Source organism: Amycolatopsis rubida (genome assembly GCF_900115345.1).
Classification (GTDB): Bacteria; Actinomycetota; Actinomycetes; order Mycobacteriales; family Pseudonocardiaceae; genus Amycolatopsis; species Amycolatopsis rubida.
On the sequence record NZ_FOWC01000007.1, the window covers coordinates 106,173 to 122,394 of the forward strand.

General features: G+C 69.0%; 11 protein-coding genes. 7 read left to right on the forward strand and 4 right to left on the reverse strand.

The genetic code is table 11. From position 1 onward, the window contains the following. Positions 1-13 precede the first annotated feature (13 nt). The 6 genes from BM362_RS25695 to BM362_RS25720 all read left to right on the forward strand — a co-directional run bounded on the left by BM362_RS25695 (position 14) and on the right by BM362_RS25720 (position 8,975). A complete protein-coding gene (locus tag BM362_RS25695) occupies positions 14-1,900 on the forward strand; it encodes a dipeptide ABC transporter ATP-binding protein (protein ID WP_244287283.1) in 1,887 nt (628 codons plus the stop codon). Further along, a complete protein-coding gene (locus BM362_RS25700; protein ID WP_093574869.1) occupies positions 1,897-3,825 on the forward strand; it encodes a S9 family peptidase in 1,929 nt (642 codons plus the stop codon). The genes BM362_RS25695 and BM362_RS25700 overlap by 4 nt, the downstream gene beginning before the upstream one ends. Positions 3,826-4,022: 197 nt before the next feature. Beyond that, positions 4,023-5,342, forward strand: coding sequence for an NAD(P)/FAD-dependent oxidoreductase (locus BM362_RS25705; protein ID WP_093574870.1), 1,320 nt, complete (start codon positions 4,023-4,025; stop codon positions 5,340-5,342). A gap of 54 nt (positions 5,343-5,396) precedes the next feature. Further along, on the forward strand, positions 5,397-6,629 hold the full coding sequence (locus BM362_RS25710; protein ID WP_067585237.1) for an NAD(P)/FAD-dependent oxidoreductase: 1,233 nt from the start codon (positions 5,397-5,399) through the stop codon (positions 6,627-6,629). Between the two features lie 45 nt (positions 6,630-6,674). Continuing rightward, positions 6,675-7,886 carry a PucR family transcriptional regulator gene (locus BM362_RS25715; RefSeq protein ID WP_161269830.1) on the forward strand — a complete coding sequence of 404 codons (1,212 nt, stop codon included), beginning with the start codon at positions 6,675-6,677 and terminating at the stop codon, positions 7,884-7,886. A gap of 12 nt (positions 7,887-7,898) precedes the next feature. Then, positions 7,899-8,975, forward strand: a complete 1,077-nt coding sequence (locus BM362_RS25720; protein ID WP_093574871.1) for a threonine aldolase family protein — start codon at positions 7,899-7,901, stop codon at positions 8,973-8,975. Between the two features lie 8 nt (positions 8,976-8,983). On the opposite strand, the gene BM362_RS25725 is transcribed toward BM362_RS25720, so the two are convergent. Together BM362_RS25725 and BM362_RS25730 are read right to left on the reverse strand one after the other, a co-directional pair. After that, complete coding sequence (locus BM362_RS25725; protein WP_093574872.1) at positions 8,984-9,673, reverse strand: RidA family protein; 690 nt, start codon at positions 9,671-9,673, stop codon at positions 8,984-8,986. A gap of 855 nt (positions 9,674-10,528) precedes the next feature. Next, positions 10,529-12,148, reverse strand: a complete 1,620-nt coding sequence (locus tag BM362_RS25730) for an alpha/beta hydrolase (protein ID WP_093574873.1) — start codon at positions 12,146-12,148, stop codon at positions 10,529-10,531. Between the two features lie 896 nt (positions 12,149-13,044). Here BM362_RS25730 and BM362_RS25740 point away from each other — a divergent pair. Continuing rightward, a complete protein-coding gene (locus BM362_RS25740) occupies positions 13,045-14,154 on the forward strand; it encodes a DegT/DnrJ/EryC1/StrS family aminotransferase (RefSeq protein WP_093574875.1) in 1,110 nt (369 codons plus the stop codon). A 3-nt stretch (positions 14,155-14,157) separates the two neighbouring features. On the opposite strand, the gene BM362_RS25745 is transcribed toward BM362_RS25740, so the two are convergent. Further along, on the reverse strand, positions 14,158-15,168 hold the full coding sequence (locus BM362_RS25745) for a methyltransferase (protein ID WP_167545435.1): 1,011 nt from the start codon (positions 15,166-15,168) through the stop codon (positions 14,158-14,160). Next, complete coding sequence (locus tag BM362_RS25750) at positions 15,165-16,157, reverse strand: methyltransferase (protein ID WP_244287284.1); 993 nt, start codon at positions 16,155-16,157, stop codon at positions 15,165-15,167. The genes BM362_RS25745 and BM362_RS25750 overlap by 4 nt, the downstream gene beginning before the upstream one ends. Positions 16,158-16,222: the final 65 nt, after the last annotated feature.

A 16,222-nucleotide genomic window follows, 5' to 3' on the forward strand; every position in this document is an offset into this window, starting at 1 on the left:
GCGAAGGAGCACCGTGAATCCACCTGGGACACTGCCGATCGGCGAGCGCGGGAACGGCAAAGCTCCCGCTCTCGAAGCCGCGCTGCTTTCGGTGGCGGGGCTGCACGTGCGGTCGGTGCCGACGCGTACGGCGCAGCCGCGGATCCTGGTGCGCGAGGCGAGTTTCGACCTCGCCCGTGGCGAGAGCTTGGGCATCGTCGGCGAATCGGGCAGCGGCAAGTCGCTGACCGCACGGTCGATCGCCGGCCTGCTCCCGGCCGGGCTTCAGGCCGGCGGCGCGGTCAGGTTCGCCGGGCAGGAGCTGCTGGGCAGGGATCAGCGGAGCTGGCGGGAACTGCGAGGGACGCGGATGAGCCTGCTGTTGCAGGACCCGTTCACGATGCTCAACCCCCTGCAGACCGCGGGCGCGCATATCGCGGAGTCGCTCCGGCTGTCCCGGCGGCGGGGTCGTGAGCGCAAGGACGCGGTAGCCGAACGGCTGGACGAGGTCGGCCTGGCACCGGACGTCGCCGGCCGGTACCCGTTTCAGCTCTCGGGCGGGATGCGGCAGCGGGTAGCGCTCGCGGCCGCGCTCGCTGGCGATCCCGAGCTGCTGATCGCCGACGAGCCGACCACGGCGCTGGACGTCACTACGCAAGCCGAAGTGCTGTCTTTGCTCGCGGAACTGCGGCGCAGCCGCGGAATGAGCTTGATCCTGATCACCCACGACCTTCGAGTCGCGTTCTCGGTCTGCGACCGGATCCTGGTGATGTACGCGGGTTCGATGCTCGAACAGGCCCCGGCGCCGGAGCTGCGGTCGGCTCCGGCGCACCCGTACACGCTCGGACTGCTCACGGCCGACCCGCCGTCGACGCACTACGTGCAGGAGCTGACGTCGATTCCGGGCAGTGTCCCGCAAGCTGATTCCGTCACGAACTGCTGCCCGTTTTCCGCGCGCTGCAACTGGGTTCGGCCCGAATGCACGACCGCCGCGCCCGCACTGGGCCCGGTCGGGGAGGAGAGGTTTTCCGCCTGTATTCGCGTCGCCGAGATCCGCGGCGAGATGGCCGCCGAACTGGGCGCGCTGAGCGCGTCCGGGGAAGCTCCGCCTGCCACTGCGACCGTCCGGCCGATCCTGACGGTCACCGATCTGCGCAAGACTTTTCGTTCGCACAACCTCGTCGGCCGTTCACGTGCGTCGACAGCGCTCGACGGGGTCAGCCTCGAGATCGGGGAAGGCGAATCGCTCGGGCTCGTCGGCGAGACCGGCTCGGGCAAAACCACCGTCGCCCGGTCCGTGCTCGGGCTGGTCCAGCCCGACTCGGGGCGGATCGCCGTCGCCGGTCTCGAAGCCGGCGACTTCCGCAGGCTCGGCCGGCGTGGACGGCGTGAGCTGCGGCGCACCGTCCAGGTCGTGTTCCAGGACCCGTATTCCTCGCTCAACCCGGCACTGACCATCGGTGCCACGCTGAGCGAGGTGATCGGGATGCGGGGCGACGCCGCCGACCCGGAGCAGGAGGTCGAGGAGTTGCTCGGCCAGGTCGGGCTGCCCGCCGCATACGCAGAGCGCCGTCCCTCGGCACTCTCGGGCGGCGAACGGCAGCGTATCGCGATCGCCCGGGCCATTGCGCTGCGCCCGAAGCTGCTGATCTGCGACGAACCGGTGGCTGCCCTGGATGTTTCGGCGCAGGCGCAAGTGCTCGAACTGCTGCGCGAGATCCGGCGCCGGTCGGGGATGAGCATGCTTTTCATCACGCACGACCTTTCGGTGGTGCGCCAGATGACCGAGCGCATCGTGGTGCTCTACCGCGGGAAGATCGTGGAGAGCGGCGAGACCGCGACTGTCTTGGACCAGCCGGGGCACGCGTACACGCGCCGCCTGCTGGCGGCTGTGCCCGGCCGGCCGGACGGTGTGCGGTGACCCCGCAGCAGCGGCAGCCGCGGATGCCGGTGCCGGACTATCTCGAACGCGGCCTCGGCCCGGCAACCGGTCGTGTGGTGGACCTGACCGATCCGGTCGCGTCGCCGAACGGCCGCCGGATCGCCGTCAGCGCGTCGATTCTCGACAGTCCCGACCGGCCGCCGCGTACCGCGGTGCACGTGGTCGACGTGGCGACGGGCAACACCCGGGAACTCGGTGGCACCGGTCATCCGGCGTGGTCCGGGGACAGCGCGCGGCTGGCCTACGCGGACGGCCCCTCGACGGTCGTGGTGACCGATTCCGCGCTGGTGCCCGAACACTCGTTCCCGATCCCCGGGATCGTCGAGTTCCTCCGGTTCGGCCCGCGCACCGGCGACGTGCTCGTCGGTGCGGCCGAGCCGGGCACCGACCGCTCCACTGCCCAAGGGTCAGGGCAGCACGGCGGTCAGCGCCCGAGCTGGCGACCGCACGTCCATAATGGACGAAAACGGTGCGGCGGGCGGCGGCTGTGGCGCCTCGACCTGGCCAGCGGGACGGTCGAGCCGTTCTCCGGACCGGAGTGGACCATCTGGGAAGCCGGCTGGTGCGGCGACGGGTTCGTCGCCGTCGCGAGCCGGGATCCGGGGGAGAGCGGGTGGTACCGCGCCTCGATCGTCGTTTCCCGCGGCCCAGGCGGGGAACCGCAGGCGGTCGCGGAAAGCGCGGTACAGCTCGGTCTGGTGTGCGCGGCGCCCGCCGGTGATGCAATCGCTTTCGTCGAGTCTGTCGCCAGCGACCGCGGGCTGATCGCCGGCGACGTGACGATTCTGGACCTGGGTACCGGGCAGCGGACAGTGGTCACCGGCGCGGACGTCAGTTCTCTGTGCTGGCGCGACGATGCGACGCTGCTGGCCGCCGGACAGCGCGACCTCACCACTGTGGTCGCGGAAATCGACCGGACCGGCCGCTGGTCCCCACTGTTCTCGGCGGGGGATCGCAGCTGCGGTGGCTGGTATCCCGAAGCGATACCCATTGCGGTGGAAGGAACTCCGGGCTTCGCCGCGGTAATCCACTCCTATCAGCGCCCGCCGGCACTGACCGCGTTCTCCCATTCGGGCGAACGCCGCCTGCTGGACACCGCGCATCCCGGCACCGGATTCGAGGTGTCGGTCGGCGGCGAGCTGAACCCGGTGACCTGGCGCGCTCCGGACGGCCTGGAGATCTCCGGGCTCCTGGCGACTCCGGGAACCCCGCAGCCGCATCCGCTGGTTGTGCTGATCCACGGCGGGCCGGTGGCCGCATATCGGCCCTCGTGGCAGCTCGTCTACGGCTGGACCCGGCTGCTCGTCGCGAATGGCTATGCCGTGCTGCATCCCAATCCGCGGGGCAGCGGAGGCCGGGGCCAGGAGTTCGCCGGAGCGGTCTTCGGCGACATCGGCGGCGCGGACACGCTCGACATAGTCAGCGCGGTCGACGAGCTGTCCGCCCGGGGGGTGATCGATCCCGGCCGGGTTGCGCTTGCCGGGCGCAGCTACGGCGGGTATCTGGCAGCGTGGCTGGCCACCCAGCACGACCGGTGGGCCGCGGTGATCGCCCAGTCGCCGATGACCGACTGGGTCAGCCTGCACTTCACCACCAACATCAGCTGCCTCGACGACCGGCTGCTCGGAGATGTCGTCACCAACCGGGAAGGACGGTATTTCTCGCGCAGCCCGGTCCATTTCGCCAAGGCGGTCCGCGCACCGGTCCTGTCGATCGCCGGTGCGCTCGACCGCGCGACCTCGGCCGGTCAGGCACAGGAACTCCACGGAGCATTGCTCGAACAGGGAACGGACTCGACCCTCGTGATCTACCCGGAGGAGGGACATCACGTCGCCGCCCCGGCGGCGAAAGCACACCTGCTCACCACGATCCTGGAATTCCTGGGTACGCATTTACCGTCCTGACCCGCGGCGCCGGCGGCTGTTCGCCGATTGTCGATTCAGCCGGGGGATCGTGCGACAGATCGGCGCATGTGTTCGACGCGGGAACACAGTACGGTCGAATTGATCGAGCGGAGCCCGCGGAAATCGGGCTTCGATATTCGGAAAATGCCTTTTTGTGCAGTCTTTTTCGAATTACCGATACTGATGAGGAGAGGCACATGGGGGATCGAGCTGGTGCGCAGTACGCGGACGTCGTGGTCGTCGGCGCCGGAGTGGTCGGCTGCTCGGTGGCGGCGAGTCTCGCCGCCCGCGGGAGAGACGTCTGCGTCGTGGACCGCGGAGCGGGACCGGCATCCGGGTCGACCAGCGCTTCCTCCGCGGTCGTCCGGTTCAACTACTCGACCTGGGAAGGAGTGGCCACGGCCTGGGAAGCCCGGGCCGCCTGGATGCGGTGGGAGGACCACCTCGGTGTCGCGGACCCGGCCGGGATGGCCCGCATGGTCGTCACCGGCAGCCTGGTACTGGATGCGCCGGACCACGCCCCGCAGCGGGTTTTCGAGTTGTTCGACGCGGCCGGGGTGCCCTATGAGCGATGGGACGCCGAGACGATCCGCACCCGGCTGCCGCTGCTGGAACCGGCCCGCCACTATCCGCCGAAAGCGCTGGCCGATCCGGGATTCTGGGCTGATCCCGATGGCGAGCTGTCAGGTTACTGGGTGCCCGACGAGGGTTTCGTCGATGATCCGCAGCTCGCCACGCACAACCTGATGACCGCGGCCGAGGCGCGGGGAGCCGCCTTCCGGTTCCGCACCAGGGTGGCGGCGATCGAGCGTACTGCCGAGCGGGTCCGCGGGGTCCGGCTCGACGACGGGACACTGCTGCCGGCTCCGGTCGTCGTGAACGCCGCCGGGCCGCATTCCGGGCAGCTGAACCGGATGGCCGACGTACTCGGCGATTTCGCGGTCACCACCCGACCGCTGCGCCAAGAGGTGCACGAGGTGCGTGCCCCCGCCCGGTTTGCCGCAGGGGACGGGGGTGCGGTCGTGGCGGACTTCGACCTCGGCACGTATTTCCGCCCCACGCCCTCTGGCGGCCTGCTGATCGGCAGCATGGAACCGGCGTGCGATCCCTTGGTGTGGCTCGAAGATCCCGACACTTACGACCCGAACCCGACGAAGCTCGCCTTCGAGACCCAGGTGCTGCGAGCGGCCCGGCGGATCCCGAGCCTGGCCGTTCCCGGTGCCCCGCGAGGCATCGCCGGCGTGTATGACGTGTCCGACGACTGGATTCCGATCTACGACAAGACCTCACTGGACGGCTTCTTCGTCGCGATCGGCACCAGCGGAAACCAGTTCAAGAACGCACCGGTGATCGGCGACCTGGTGGCCGCGATCGTCGAGGCCGCAGCGGAAGGGATCGACCACGATCGCGAGCCGGTGCAGCTGAGGCTGCCCCGCACCGGGAACGTCGTCGATCTCTCCCACTACAGCAGATTGCGTCCGCCGAACAAGGCCAGTTCCGGATCCGTGACCGGCTGAGGCGCGGCCGCGGACCCGCCTGGTACCCCCGATTCCGGCAAGCAGAGGAGCGCCATGTCCACACGAACCGATACCGACACCGATGTCGTCGTGGTCGGTGCCGGCATCTTCGGAGCTTGCGTCGCCGACCACCTTCTGGAACGCGGAGCCGAGCGGGTGATCCTGGTCGAGAGCGAGCTGCCGGCCACGGCCACTTCCCGGGCCGGAGGCGGTTTCGTGGGTTTGTGGGCGGCCGCCTACAACGCCACGTTCGATGCCACCGATCTGGCTCTGGAGCAGTACGGCATCGAGTTCTACCGGGCTCTCGCGGCCAGCGCGACGCGGGTCGAGCTGCGCTCGAACGGCAACCTGTTCCTCGCGCTCACCGAGGACGGATATCGGACGAAGGTGGCGAGCGTGCTGGCCCATCCGCTTGCGCCGTCCGGTACCCGTGCCTTGAGCGCCGCCGAGGTGCACCAGGCGACCGGCGGCGTCTTCGCCGCGGGAGAGGTGGCCGGCGGGGTGCTGCACGCCGAGGGCGTCCAGCTCAGCGCGGGCAGGGCGACCGCAGCGCTGGTCAAACGGGTCGTCGGCCGGGGCGGCGAGCTGCGCTCCTACACCCGGTGCAACGGGCTGCTGACCACGGATTCCGGCGTGGTGGGAGTCCGTACCGACTTCGGTGACATTCGAGCGAGTTCAGTCGTGCTTGCCTGTGGCGCCTGGTCCAACGCTCTCCTCACCGAGGTGAGCTACCAGGCCCCGCTGGCACGGCTGGTGGCGACGCGGGCGATCTCGCGGCCGTCCGGCGTGCCCTCGGACCTGCCTACGGTGATGGTGCCCGAGCTGGCCGGCCTCTGGCTGCGCGAGCACCGCGGTGGGCTGACCTGGGGCAGCGCAGACGGGTACGCCCCGCTCACCGAGATCGGCGGCTCGATCGAGGGGGTGTCGCAGCCGAGGCGGGAGGACCTCGTCGAGCGGCTCGCCACCGGCACCGGGGCGGCGTTGCCGAACCTGATCCCCGGGCACGACGTGGCGATCGACTGGTGGTTGCAAGGCGTGCCGTGCCTGACTCCGGACCGGCGGTTCCTGGCCGGGCCGGTCCCGGAGACGCCGGGGCTGTACCTGCTCGCCGGCGACAACGAAGCCGGGGTTGCGCACGGTCCGGGGCTGGGCCGCGTGGTCGCTGACCTCGTCCTGACCGGAGGCAGCGAGTGGGTGGACCCGCAGCCCTACCGCCTCAACCGGTTCGGCCGCCACGAATTCCTCACCGAACAGGCCGTCCTGGATGCACACTCGGTGCGACAGTGAGGAAGTTCCGCGGATTCCGGCGAGCGCAGTCCTAGGATGGGCTGGGTGACTGACCTGCAGCGGCTGACCGAGCAACTCGCAGAGCGGTTGAACCGTTCGGTGGCCATCGACGACGCCCACAACCGCCTGCAGACCTACAGCCCGCATTACGGAGCCGTCGACGAGCAGCGCCTGGCTTCGATCCTGCACCGCAAAGGCAACCCGGAAGCCGTCGAATGGGGTTTGGAGTTCGGCGTGGACCGGGCCACCGGTTACGTCCGGGTGCCGACGAATCCGGATCGCGGGATCCTGAGCCGCGTCTGTGTCCCGATCCGCTCCCAAGGGCTGCACCTCGGCTATCTGTGGATCATCGACGCGGAGGAGTCGATGACCGCCGCGGAACTGGAATCCGCCGAGGAGGCTGGCCGCCAAGCCGCGGTGATCATGCACCGGCAGACGTTGTTCGACAACCTCGAGCGCGCCCGGGAGCGGGAGCTGCTGCGCGATGTCCTGGACGCCGATCCCGAGGTCCGGCAGGAGGCCATGCGGTTGCTCGCCGAGGAGTCGCTGTTCGACCTCGACCGCCCCGTCGTCGCGCTCATCCTGGACATCGCCGGGCCGGCCGGGGCGTCCGACCGGGCAGCCGCCGCCGAGATCGCGCTGGCCCAGGCCCGGCGGCTGGTGCCATTGCGCCACAGCCTCTACCTGGTACGCCAGAGCCACGCCCTCCTAGTCGTCGCCGTCGACCGGATCCTGCCGACGGCGGATATCGCCACCCGGATGCGGGCCGAGTACTGGCGGGCGCTCGGCCGCACCGGGCAGCCGCTCGGGGTGTGCGTGGGGGTGGGCAGCCAGGTCGGCGCCATCGCCGAGCTGCGCACCTCCTACCGGCGGGCGCAGTCGGTCATCGAGGTCGGGCGGCGGCTTCGGCTCGACCGGGTCGTGTCCTGGGAGAAGCTCGGCGTCTACCGGATCCTCTCGGAACTGCCGCTGGGCAGGATCGACAGCGACACCCTGCATCCGGCGATCGCCCGGCTCGTCGCGGATGCCGACGGCGACCAGCTTCTCGAAACCCTCGAGGCCTACCTCGACAACGGCGGCGACGCCACCGTCAGCGCCGAGCAGCTCTGCCTGCACCGCAGCTCGCTGTATCACCGCCTGGCTCGCATCGAACGCATCGGCCAGATCAGTGTCAAACGAGGCACGAACCTCCTCGACCTGCATGTGAGCCTCAAACTCGTCCGGTTGCTCACGGACCGGCCGGAAACCACGTCATGAGAGGTGCCCCGGATGACGATCTCCGCCCTGCACGACCGGAATCGCCGCGGTTTCGGCAGCGACAACCACGCAGGGATCCTCCCGGAGGTGCTGACTGCGATTTCCGCCGCCAACGGCGGGCACCAGGTCGCGTACGGGCGGGACGTCTACACCGCACGGCTGCAGGAAGTGATCCGGTTGCAGTTCGGGCCTCAGGCAGAGGTGTTTCCCGTCTTCAACGGCACGGGCGCGAACGTGGTGGCACTCACCAGTGTGCTGCCCCGCTGGGGGGCGGTCGTGGCCGCATCGACCGCGCACGTCCACACCGACGAGGCGGGCGCACCGGAGCGGATGACCGGGATCAAGCTGCTGACGGTGCCGGCGCCCGGCGGCAAGCTGACGCCGGAGCTGATCGCCCGCGAGGCTTGGGGATGGGGCAATGAGCACCGGGCACAGCCCTTGGCCGTGACCATCTCGCAGACCACGGAACTGGGCACGCTCTACCAGCCCGGCGAAATTCGGGCGATCGCCGGTTTCGCGCACAACCACGGGATGGCGCTGCACATGGACGGCTCCCGGTTGTGGAATGCGGCCGCCGCGCTTGGCGTCCCGTTCGCCGAGTTCACCAGCGACGCCGGGGTGGACGTCGTCAGCCTCGGCGGCACGAAGAACGGTCTCCTTGGTGTCGAAGCAGTGATCGTGCTGGCTCCGGAGCGCGTCGCCGGCGTCGGGTACCTGCGCAAGCTGACAACTCAGCTGGCCAGCAAGATGCGGTTCGCCTCGGTTCAGCTGCTCGCCTTGTTCGACGATGGCCTGGGCCTGCGAGCTGCGGCGCACGCGAACGCGATGGCCGCGCGGCTTCGTACCGCCCTCGAAACCGGGATCACCGACGGGAGTATGGCGAAACTGGCTTTAACCCAGGAAACCGCCGCAAATGCCATTTTCGCTACTCTGCCGGTCGCCGCGGCCGATCGCATCCGCGAGCAGGTTCCCTTTTCCGACTGGGATCGTGCCCACGGCGAAGTGCGCTGGATGACTGCATGGGATACGACCGAGTCCGACGTCGACCGGTTCGCTGAGCTGATCCGCCAGGAACTTCAGCGCGGTTGAGTGTTGTCTCAGTCGTGTTCTCGAAGACGGAAGATCGCCGAGATCTCGATGGGCATTCCGAAGGGAAGAGAGGACACGCCGACGACCATGCGTGCATGCGCGCCGACTTTCTCGCCGAATACTTCGAGCATCAGCTCCGAACACCCATTCATCACCTCGACGTGGTCTTCGAATTCCGGGGCCGACCGGATGGTGCCGAAAAGCCGGACCACCGCGGATACTTCGTTCAGGGATCCGCAGACATTCTTCACTTCGCCAAGCAGCCGGACGCCGGTCAGGCGCGCCAGGCTGGTGGCTCGCTCGACGGTGACGTCGTGCCCGACCACTCCGGGCGCCACCGTCCCGTCGTCGCCGAAAGGACCCTGCCCGGACACGTGGAGGAGATTTCCGGAAATTCTGCCGGGAACATAACTTCCTTTCGGCTCGATCGTGGGCAGGGCAAGTCCCAGTGCGCGAAGCCGCACGTCGAAATTCGTTTCAGGCATGGTCGGATGTTCGCAGCTTCCCGGGCCGGACGGGTCCGACGAGGCTCGCAAGATGCGCGGCCGGATGCGACACGGTGTCGCGTCGCCGGTCAGCGCAGGGTGGCGAATCGGACCGCGAGTGCCAAGCCGGCGGCGAAGCAGCGAATAGCCGTGGAGGACCAGGTCGAAGGGATTGAGTTCCTCGGGTTTCGAACAGACGCTCACCTGCTCCACCGGGCGGCGGACGTCGTCTTCACAACGGGCGGGTACACGGCGCTGGAACTGGTGCGCAACGCGATTCCGGCAGTAACCGCCGCCGAGGCTGGGCGAGGCCTGGAGCCGCCACACCCCTGGCGATCGCTCACCGCTACGAGCTGCGAGAACTGGCGAAATTGGACGACTCGACCTCACCAGTCTCGAAGTGTGCCCCGGCCATCCGCACCGGGCGGAACCCGCGGCACGTCGGGTTGGCGGCTGGTCTGCTGGTTGCGTGCTCCTCGGCGGTGAACCGGTGCCCTCGAAGGTTCTGATAAGCCACCAAGAACGCTTCGAAGCTTTCGACCGGCGGCAGTACGGCCGCCCGGGTTTGGCGAACACGCCGCTCCCGCGAGTGCCGCCTGTGGCTGTCCCAGTCACACGTGGCTGTCGTGCCAGCGGTTCGAAGTCGGCGTGGCCCGGTACGCACGGCAGGTCGGCGGCCTGCATCCGCTCGCGGGCCTGCTCGGCTGTGTCGAGAACGTAGGCGGGCACAGCGCTCCGGTTCCGTTCGTCAAGGAATCCGGCCGCCGGCCAAACACGGCGACCTCCGGCGAATCGCCGTGCAGCAGCTCGCCGCTGGGCCGGTACTCCTCGGTTGGCACGGCCAGCGCCCCGACGCCGGCTGCGGGCGTGAGCGGCCGGGCGCACGCAAACCCTCGCTCCGCCAACCTGGCTTGCGCGGCGACGCAGGACGCGGCCCGGCCGTCAGCCGCAGGCCGAACACCACCGATGCCGACCGCGCCTCGAACAGTGCGCTGACCGGCTCGGCCCCACGTGGTCCACGCACCAGGTCGCGGGGTCCAGTGCTGGACCCCGCGACCTCTTGTGGCGTCAGGCTCCCGGGGGTACCGGCAGTGGCATGCCGGGAAGGTTCTGGTCGTTCGGCACGACGCCGTCGACCAGGTAGGCCTCCACGACCTTGTCCACATCCGCGTTGCCGCCGGCGTAGATGCCGTGGTCGCCCTCTCCGGTGATCGTCAGCATCCGCGAGTTGGCGAACGCTTCGTGCGCGCGGCGCGCGCCCTCGATCGGCGTCGCCGGGTCGTGCTCCGACTCGACGATCAGCACCGGCGGAACGCCCTTGCCGTTCAGCACCGGGAGCGGGGCCGGGGTGTTCTTCCAGAACAGGCACGGCTGAATGAACCAGCCGGCGCCGAGCAAAGGCAGTTGCCGGTCGATCAGTTTCTGCGACTGCTTGACTGCGCTCTGGGTTGAGCCGGTCCACGGGCCCTCGTTGCACGGGATCGTCCAGAACGACGCGTCGTAGGCGTCACCGTCGGACGGCACCATCAGCGGCTGCGGGCCGGGCGTCGTGGTGCTCTTGTCGGCGGCCTTGACCCGCTGCGCGGCCGACGCCTTGGCCTGGGCCGAAGTCGTGCCTTGAGTCAGCGCGCGGACGTTGACCAGGTAGTCGGCCAGCCCCGGAAAGGCGCGCTTCGAGTAGATCTGCGCCGCGATGAACGAGTCGAGACCGTTGGCCGACACGTGCGAGCCGTCGGGCAGGGTGACCGGGCCCTGGGTCAGGGCGTACCGGATCTGCTCGTAGGTCTGGCGGGCCGCCTCGCCGGTGGTGCCGAAGTGGTAGAGCTTGTCGTATTTCGCCATCCACGGCAGGAAGTCCTGCCGCCAGCGGCGCTCGAAGCCGAGCGGCTGTGCGTCGAACGACTTCTGCCAGGTCGTGGTGAACTCCGTCGAGGAGTCGAGGACGAACCGGCCGGTGCGGGCCGGGAAGGCCTGGGCGTAGTGTGCGCCCATCCAGGTGCCCGCCGAATAGCCGACCCAGTTGATCTTGTCGCGGCCGAGCAGCACGCGCAGCAGGTCGATGTCCTTGACCGTCTGGTCGGTGGTGATCAGCGGGCCCAGTTCGCCGGACTTCTGCTGGCAGGACAGCGCCGCGTACTTCGTCGCCTGGAGGATCAGGTTCAGGTTCTGCTTGCTGCGGTCGCGCGGGTCGAGGTCCGAGCCGGTGCCGATGGCGCCGCCGCAGGTGATGTTGGTGCTCTTGCCCGTGCCCCGCGGGTCGAACCCGACGATCTCCTGGTGCTCTCGCAGTTTGGGCTGGTTGCGCAGCCGCGCCGGGAAGTTGCGCCCGGGAGCTCCCGGGCCGCCCGGGTTGGTGACGACGCTGGCTGTCGCGTTCTTGGTCGCCTTCAGCCGGCTGACCGCGATGGTCAGGTCGATCTGGGCGTTCGGCTGGTACCAGTTGCGCGGCGTCTTGTAGGTCGCGCACTCCATGTCCTTGGCGCCCTCGGGCGGGGCAGTGGGCAGTTCGGAGGGGACCGCGCACGTGTGCCAGTCCAGCTTCTGGTTCGCGTACTGCGCCGGAATAGCGGTCGAGTTCAGCGGCTGCTTGCCCGCGGCAGCCTCCTGGCCCGCGAAGGCGGGCGTGAACCCGGCCAGCAAGGTGCCGGCGAACGCCGGGATCACCACCGCGTAGCGGAGTCGTCTCATACGGTTGCCCCTTTTGGGTATTTCGCCAATGGATGGGCTATTCCTATAGCGCTGGCCGGGGCGCGACAACCGCCGTTGGTCGGTGGCGCGGAGCGCCGCGATCGAATCGGTACCGGACCGCTCCGGCGATGCTTCCGCCCGCTGCCGCGGTCCGGAGAACAGCGGAACCACGGTTTCATCGTTGACGGCCGCGGGTCCGTTCAGCTGTCCGGTCCGCGCGAACCTTCGAGCCGCGGCGTGATGATGGATCTTCAAGCCCGCGCGCCATCCGCTGGGCTGCGTCTCCCAGCCAGGTAGTGCTGCCTCGCGCTGGCGTAGCGTGGTCAGCCAGCCCTCGACTGCGGGAGTGAGCCAGCCACGGCTGCCGGGCGAGTCACGTTGGCCGGCAGGTGTTCGGTGTTGTGACCTGGAGCCGCGGACCATTAACCGCTGGTATCCGGTGAACGCCGGGACGATGTCCTCGGCGAAGTCGAGGAATCGCAACGACCACATCAGCAACGGTCGCAAGGTGTCCAGAAGATGCCAGCCGGAATCCGGTCGCGACGTCGCGGAGGGATTCGCCGGCGCGGGCGATGTGGAAATCGAGCAGGCGGCGGGAGTTCTCGCTGACGGGGTCGTCGATCCGGAGCGCGGGGCTGCCGGAGGAATCGGCCAGTACCGGGTCGAGGGTGACGCGGTTGTCCTCGTCGGGCAGGTCTTCGCCGAAACAGCCCCAGCTGATCCTCCGGCCGAGGTGGCGCCGGGGCCGCTTTGTCGCGCTCTACGGCGGCCAGCAGCTGAAACGGCCGAGCCGCTGACGACTCGCCTTCCAGCCGTGCTCCAGCGGGCGAGGTGTCCGCCGCAAGAGCGGGGGTCGATGCTCGCTCGGCACGGGTTCGTCCGGCGGAAGGGGCGTGATGGTCACGAGGGTGTGGGATTACCTGGCCGAGTACGAGGCAGAGAGGGAAGACGTGCTCGACGCAGTCGACACCGTGTTCCGCTCCGGGACCCTCGTGCTCGGTGAGAGTGTGCGGAATTTTGAGCGGGAGTACGCCGAACGGCACGGGGTGCGGGCGTGCGTGAGCGTCGACAACGGGACGAACGCGCTCGTGCTGGCGTTGCGAGCGTTGGGGATCGGCCCTGGCGACGAGGTCGTGACCGTGTCCAACACGGCGGCTCCCACCGTGGTAGCGATCGACCAGGTCGGAGCCACGCCGGTGTTCGCGGATGTGCGCGAGGACGACTTCCTGATGGACACCGGGCAGGTGGCGGAGGTGATCACGCCGAACACGAAATGCCTCTTGCCTGTGCATCTGTACGGGCAGTGCGTGGACATGGCACCGTTGCAGGCAGTCGCGAACGAGCACGGGCTGGTGGTGCTGGAGGACTGCGCACAGGCCCACGGCGCGCTGCACCACGGGCGGATCGCCGGCTCGATGGGCGCGTCCGGGGCGTTTTCGTTCTACCCGACCAAAGTGCTCGGTGCGTATGGCGACGGCGGAGCCGTGATCACTTCGGACGCGGAGGTCGAGGCGAAGCTGCGCAGGCTGCGCTATTACGGCATGAAGGACCGGTACTACGTCGAGTCGACGCCGGGGTACAACTCGCGGCTGGACGAGGTGCACGCCGAGATCCTCCGGCGCAAGCTGCGCAGGCTCGACGACTACCTCAAGGCCCGCAGGCGGGTCGCGCGGCGTTACGCCGAAGGCCTGGCCGGCACCGGACTGGTGTTGCCGGGGGTCTCCGAGGGCAACGTCCACTCGTACTACCTGTACGTCGTGCGGCACCCGAGCCGCGATCTGATCCTCGACCGGCTGAAGGCCTACGACATCGAGCTCAATGTCAGCTACCGGTGGCCCGTGCACACGATGAGCGGGTTCGCCCACCTCGGTTACCGGCAGGGCTCGCTGCCGGTCACCGAGCGCCTCGCCCGGGAGATCTTCTCGCTGCCGATGTACGCGTCGCTGTCGGAAGGATTGCAGGACAAGGTAATCAGTGCGCTGCGCGAGGTGCTCGCCCTACTGTGAGGGTCACACGACCGCTTCCACGATCGCAAGTTCCAGCGACGTGGACCGTGGAAGCGGCGTGACGGCCTTCATGCGCAGGCCGGACCGTGCGACCAGAGCCTGATAGCCCTCGGCCGTCCGTTCGCGCCCGCCCATCAGCAGCAGCATGTGCAGATCCATAGTGGGAGCGAACGGACTGCGCGGCGGGTCGGTCAGCAGTGGGTCCGCGATGACGATGCGGGCACCGGGCTGTGCGGCAGCGGCGCAGTTGCGCAGAATGCGCTCGCAGTCCTCGTCGTCGTACATGTGCAGCGTGAGCTTGAACAGATATACGTCGACGTCGCAGGTGATCTGCTGGAAGAAATCACCCGCCACCAGATCGCAGCGCGACGCGAGCGGGCCTGAGCGCAACTGTTCGTCGGCCAGGCGCAGCGTCGACTCGCTCTCGAACAGCACGCCGCGCAGGTGCGGCTCGCGTTCCAGCAGCAGTCGCAGGAGCGTTCCCTTGCCGCCGCCGACGTCGGCGAGGGAACGGGCTCCCGCGATGTCGAGCGCATCGGCGATGAGGGGCAGCAGCGGATCGAACGAGGCGGTGATACCGCGGAACATCCGCGACTGCGCGTCCGGGTGCCGGTCGAGGTAGGCGAAGAAGTCCGTGCCGAACCCGTCCGGGAACGGGCACCGTCCGGTCCGCACCGCGTCGGGCAGCATTCCCCAGGACCGCCAGGAGAAGTCCGTACCGGTCAGCAACCGGTCGAGCAGGCGTTCCTTGGCGTCGGACCGCATAGCGCGCGACCGCTCGGTGTGCTCGTAGACACCGGGTCGCACCTGCCTGAAGACGCCGAACGCGACGAGGGCGCGCAGTAGGCGGGTCAGCACGTCCGCGTCGAGACCCAGCGTTTCCGCCAGGTCCCGCGCGTCAGCGGGTTCTTCCCCGACGGCGTCGGCCAGGCGCAGCTTCGCGGCCGTGGTGATGATCGCCGCCGTCGACATGCCGCCGACGAGTTTGAAAACTTCCTCCGCCGGCGTGCTCACGACACAGTCTTCCGGCATTCCACCAGCGTGTCGTAGTCGCCGAGGGGCTGAACCCGCACCGACGACGCCCCGAGCACGGTGGCATGGTCGCGGATCTCGCTCACCGGGTACTCCGCGCCGCCGTCGGTGACCAGCAGCATGTCGAGGCTGATCACGAGGTTTTCCACGTGCGTCGGCTCGTCGTCGAGCATCCGGTCGTAGACCACCAGCGCGCCGCCGGGGCCTACCGCGTCGAATGCCTTGCGCCGCAGGAAGGCCCGCTGTTCGCGGTCCCAGTCGTGCAGGACGTGGCCGAGCACGACGACGTCCGCCTGGGGCAGCGGGTCGCGGAAGAAGTCGCCGCCGTGGAAGAGCACGGACCCGGTGAGGCCCGAGTTTTCCATGTGCTCGGTGAAGAACGGCTCCATCTGCGGCAGGTCGAACACGTGCCCTTCGAGATGGGGGTGCGCCTTGACGATGTGGGCGGCCATGTTGCCGCGGCACCCGCCCACGTCCAGGACCGAGGACTGGCCGTTCCAGTCGAGGGCCCCGACCAGTTCGGGGCCGAGCACCTGGGTGAGCGCGTCCATCATGCCGATGAAGTGGCCGAGCCGTTCGGGGTTGCCGACCACGTCGGAAAAGTCGCCCACAGCCTGTGGCTTCCCGGTGCGCAGCGCGTCGGGAAGCCGGTCCCACGCCCGGTAGAGGTTTCTGTTGGCCTGCTGGAGGAAGCCGCCTACGTAGGACGGCTTGCCGCGCACCAGGTACTGGTCGGCGCCGGCCGCGTTGCGGTAGCGGTCGCCGCTCTTCTCCAGCAGCCCCAGCGCTACCAGCAGTTGCAGGAAGTCGGACAGACCCCTGCCGTGCAGTCCGAGGCGGTCGCGGATCTCGTCGATGGGCGCTGGCACCGCGCACAGCGTGCTGAACAGGTCCAGCTCGACCGCCGTCAGCAACGCCTTCGCGTCGCAGAAAGCGCTGCCCAGCCTGATGATCCCTGCTGGTGTGCTCACATCGGGAACAGTGCTCGTCATACCCGCGACCGTCCAGCACCGCCGTCTACGGCTGCTGGAGACGG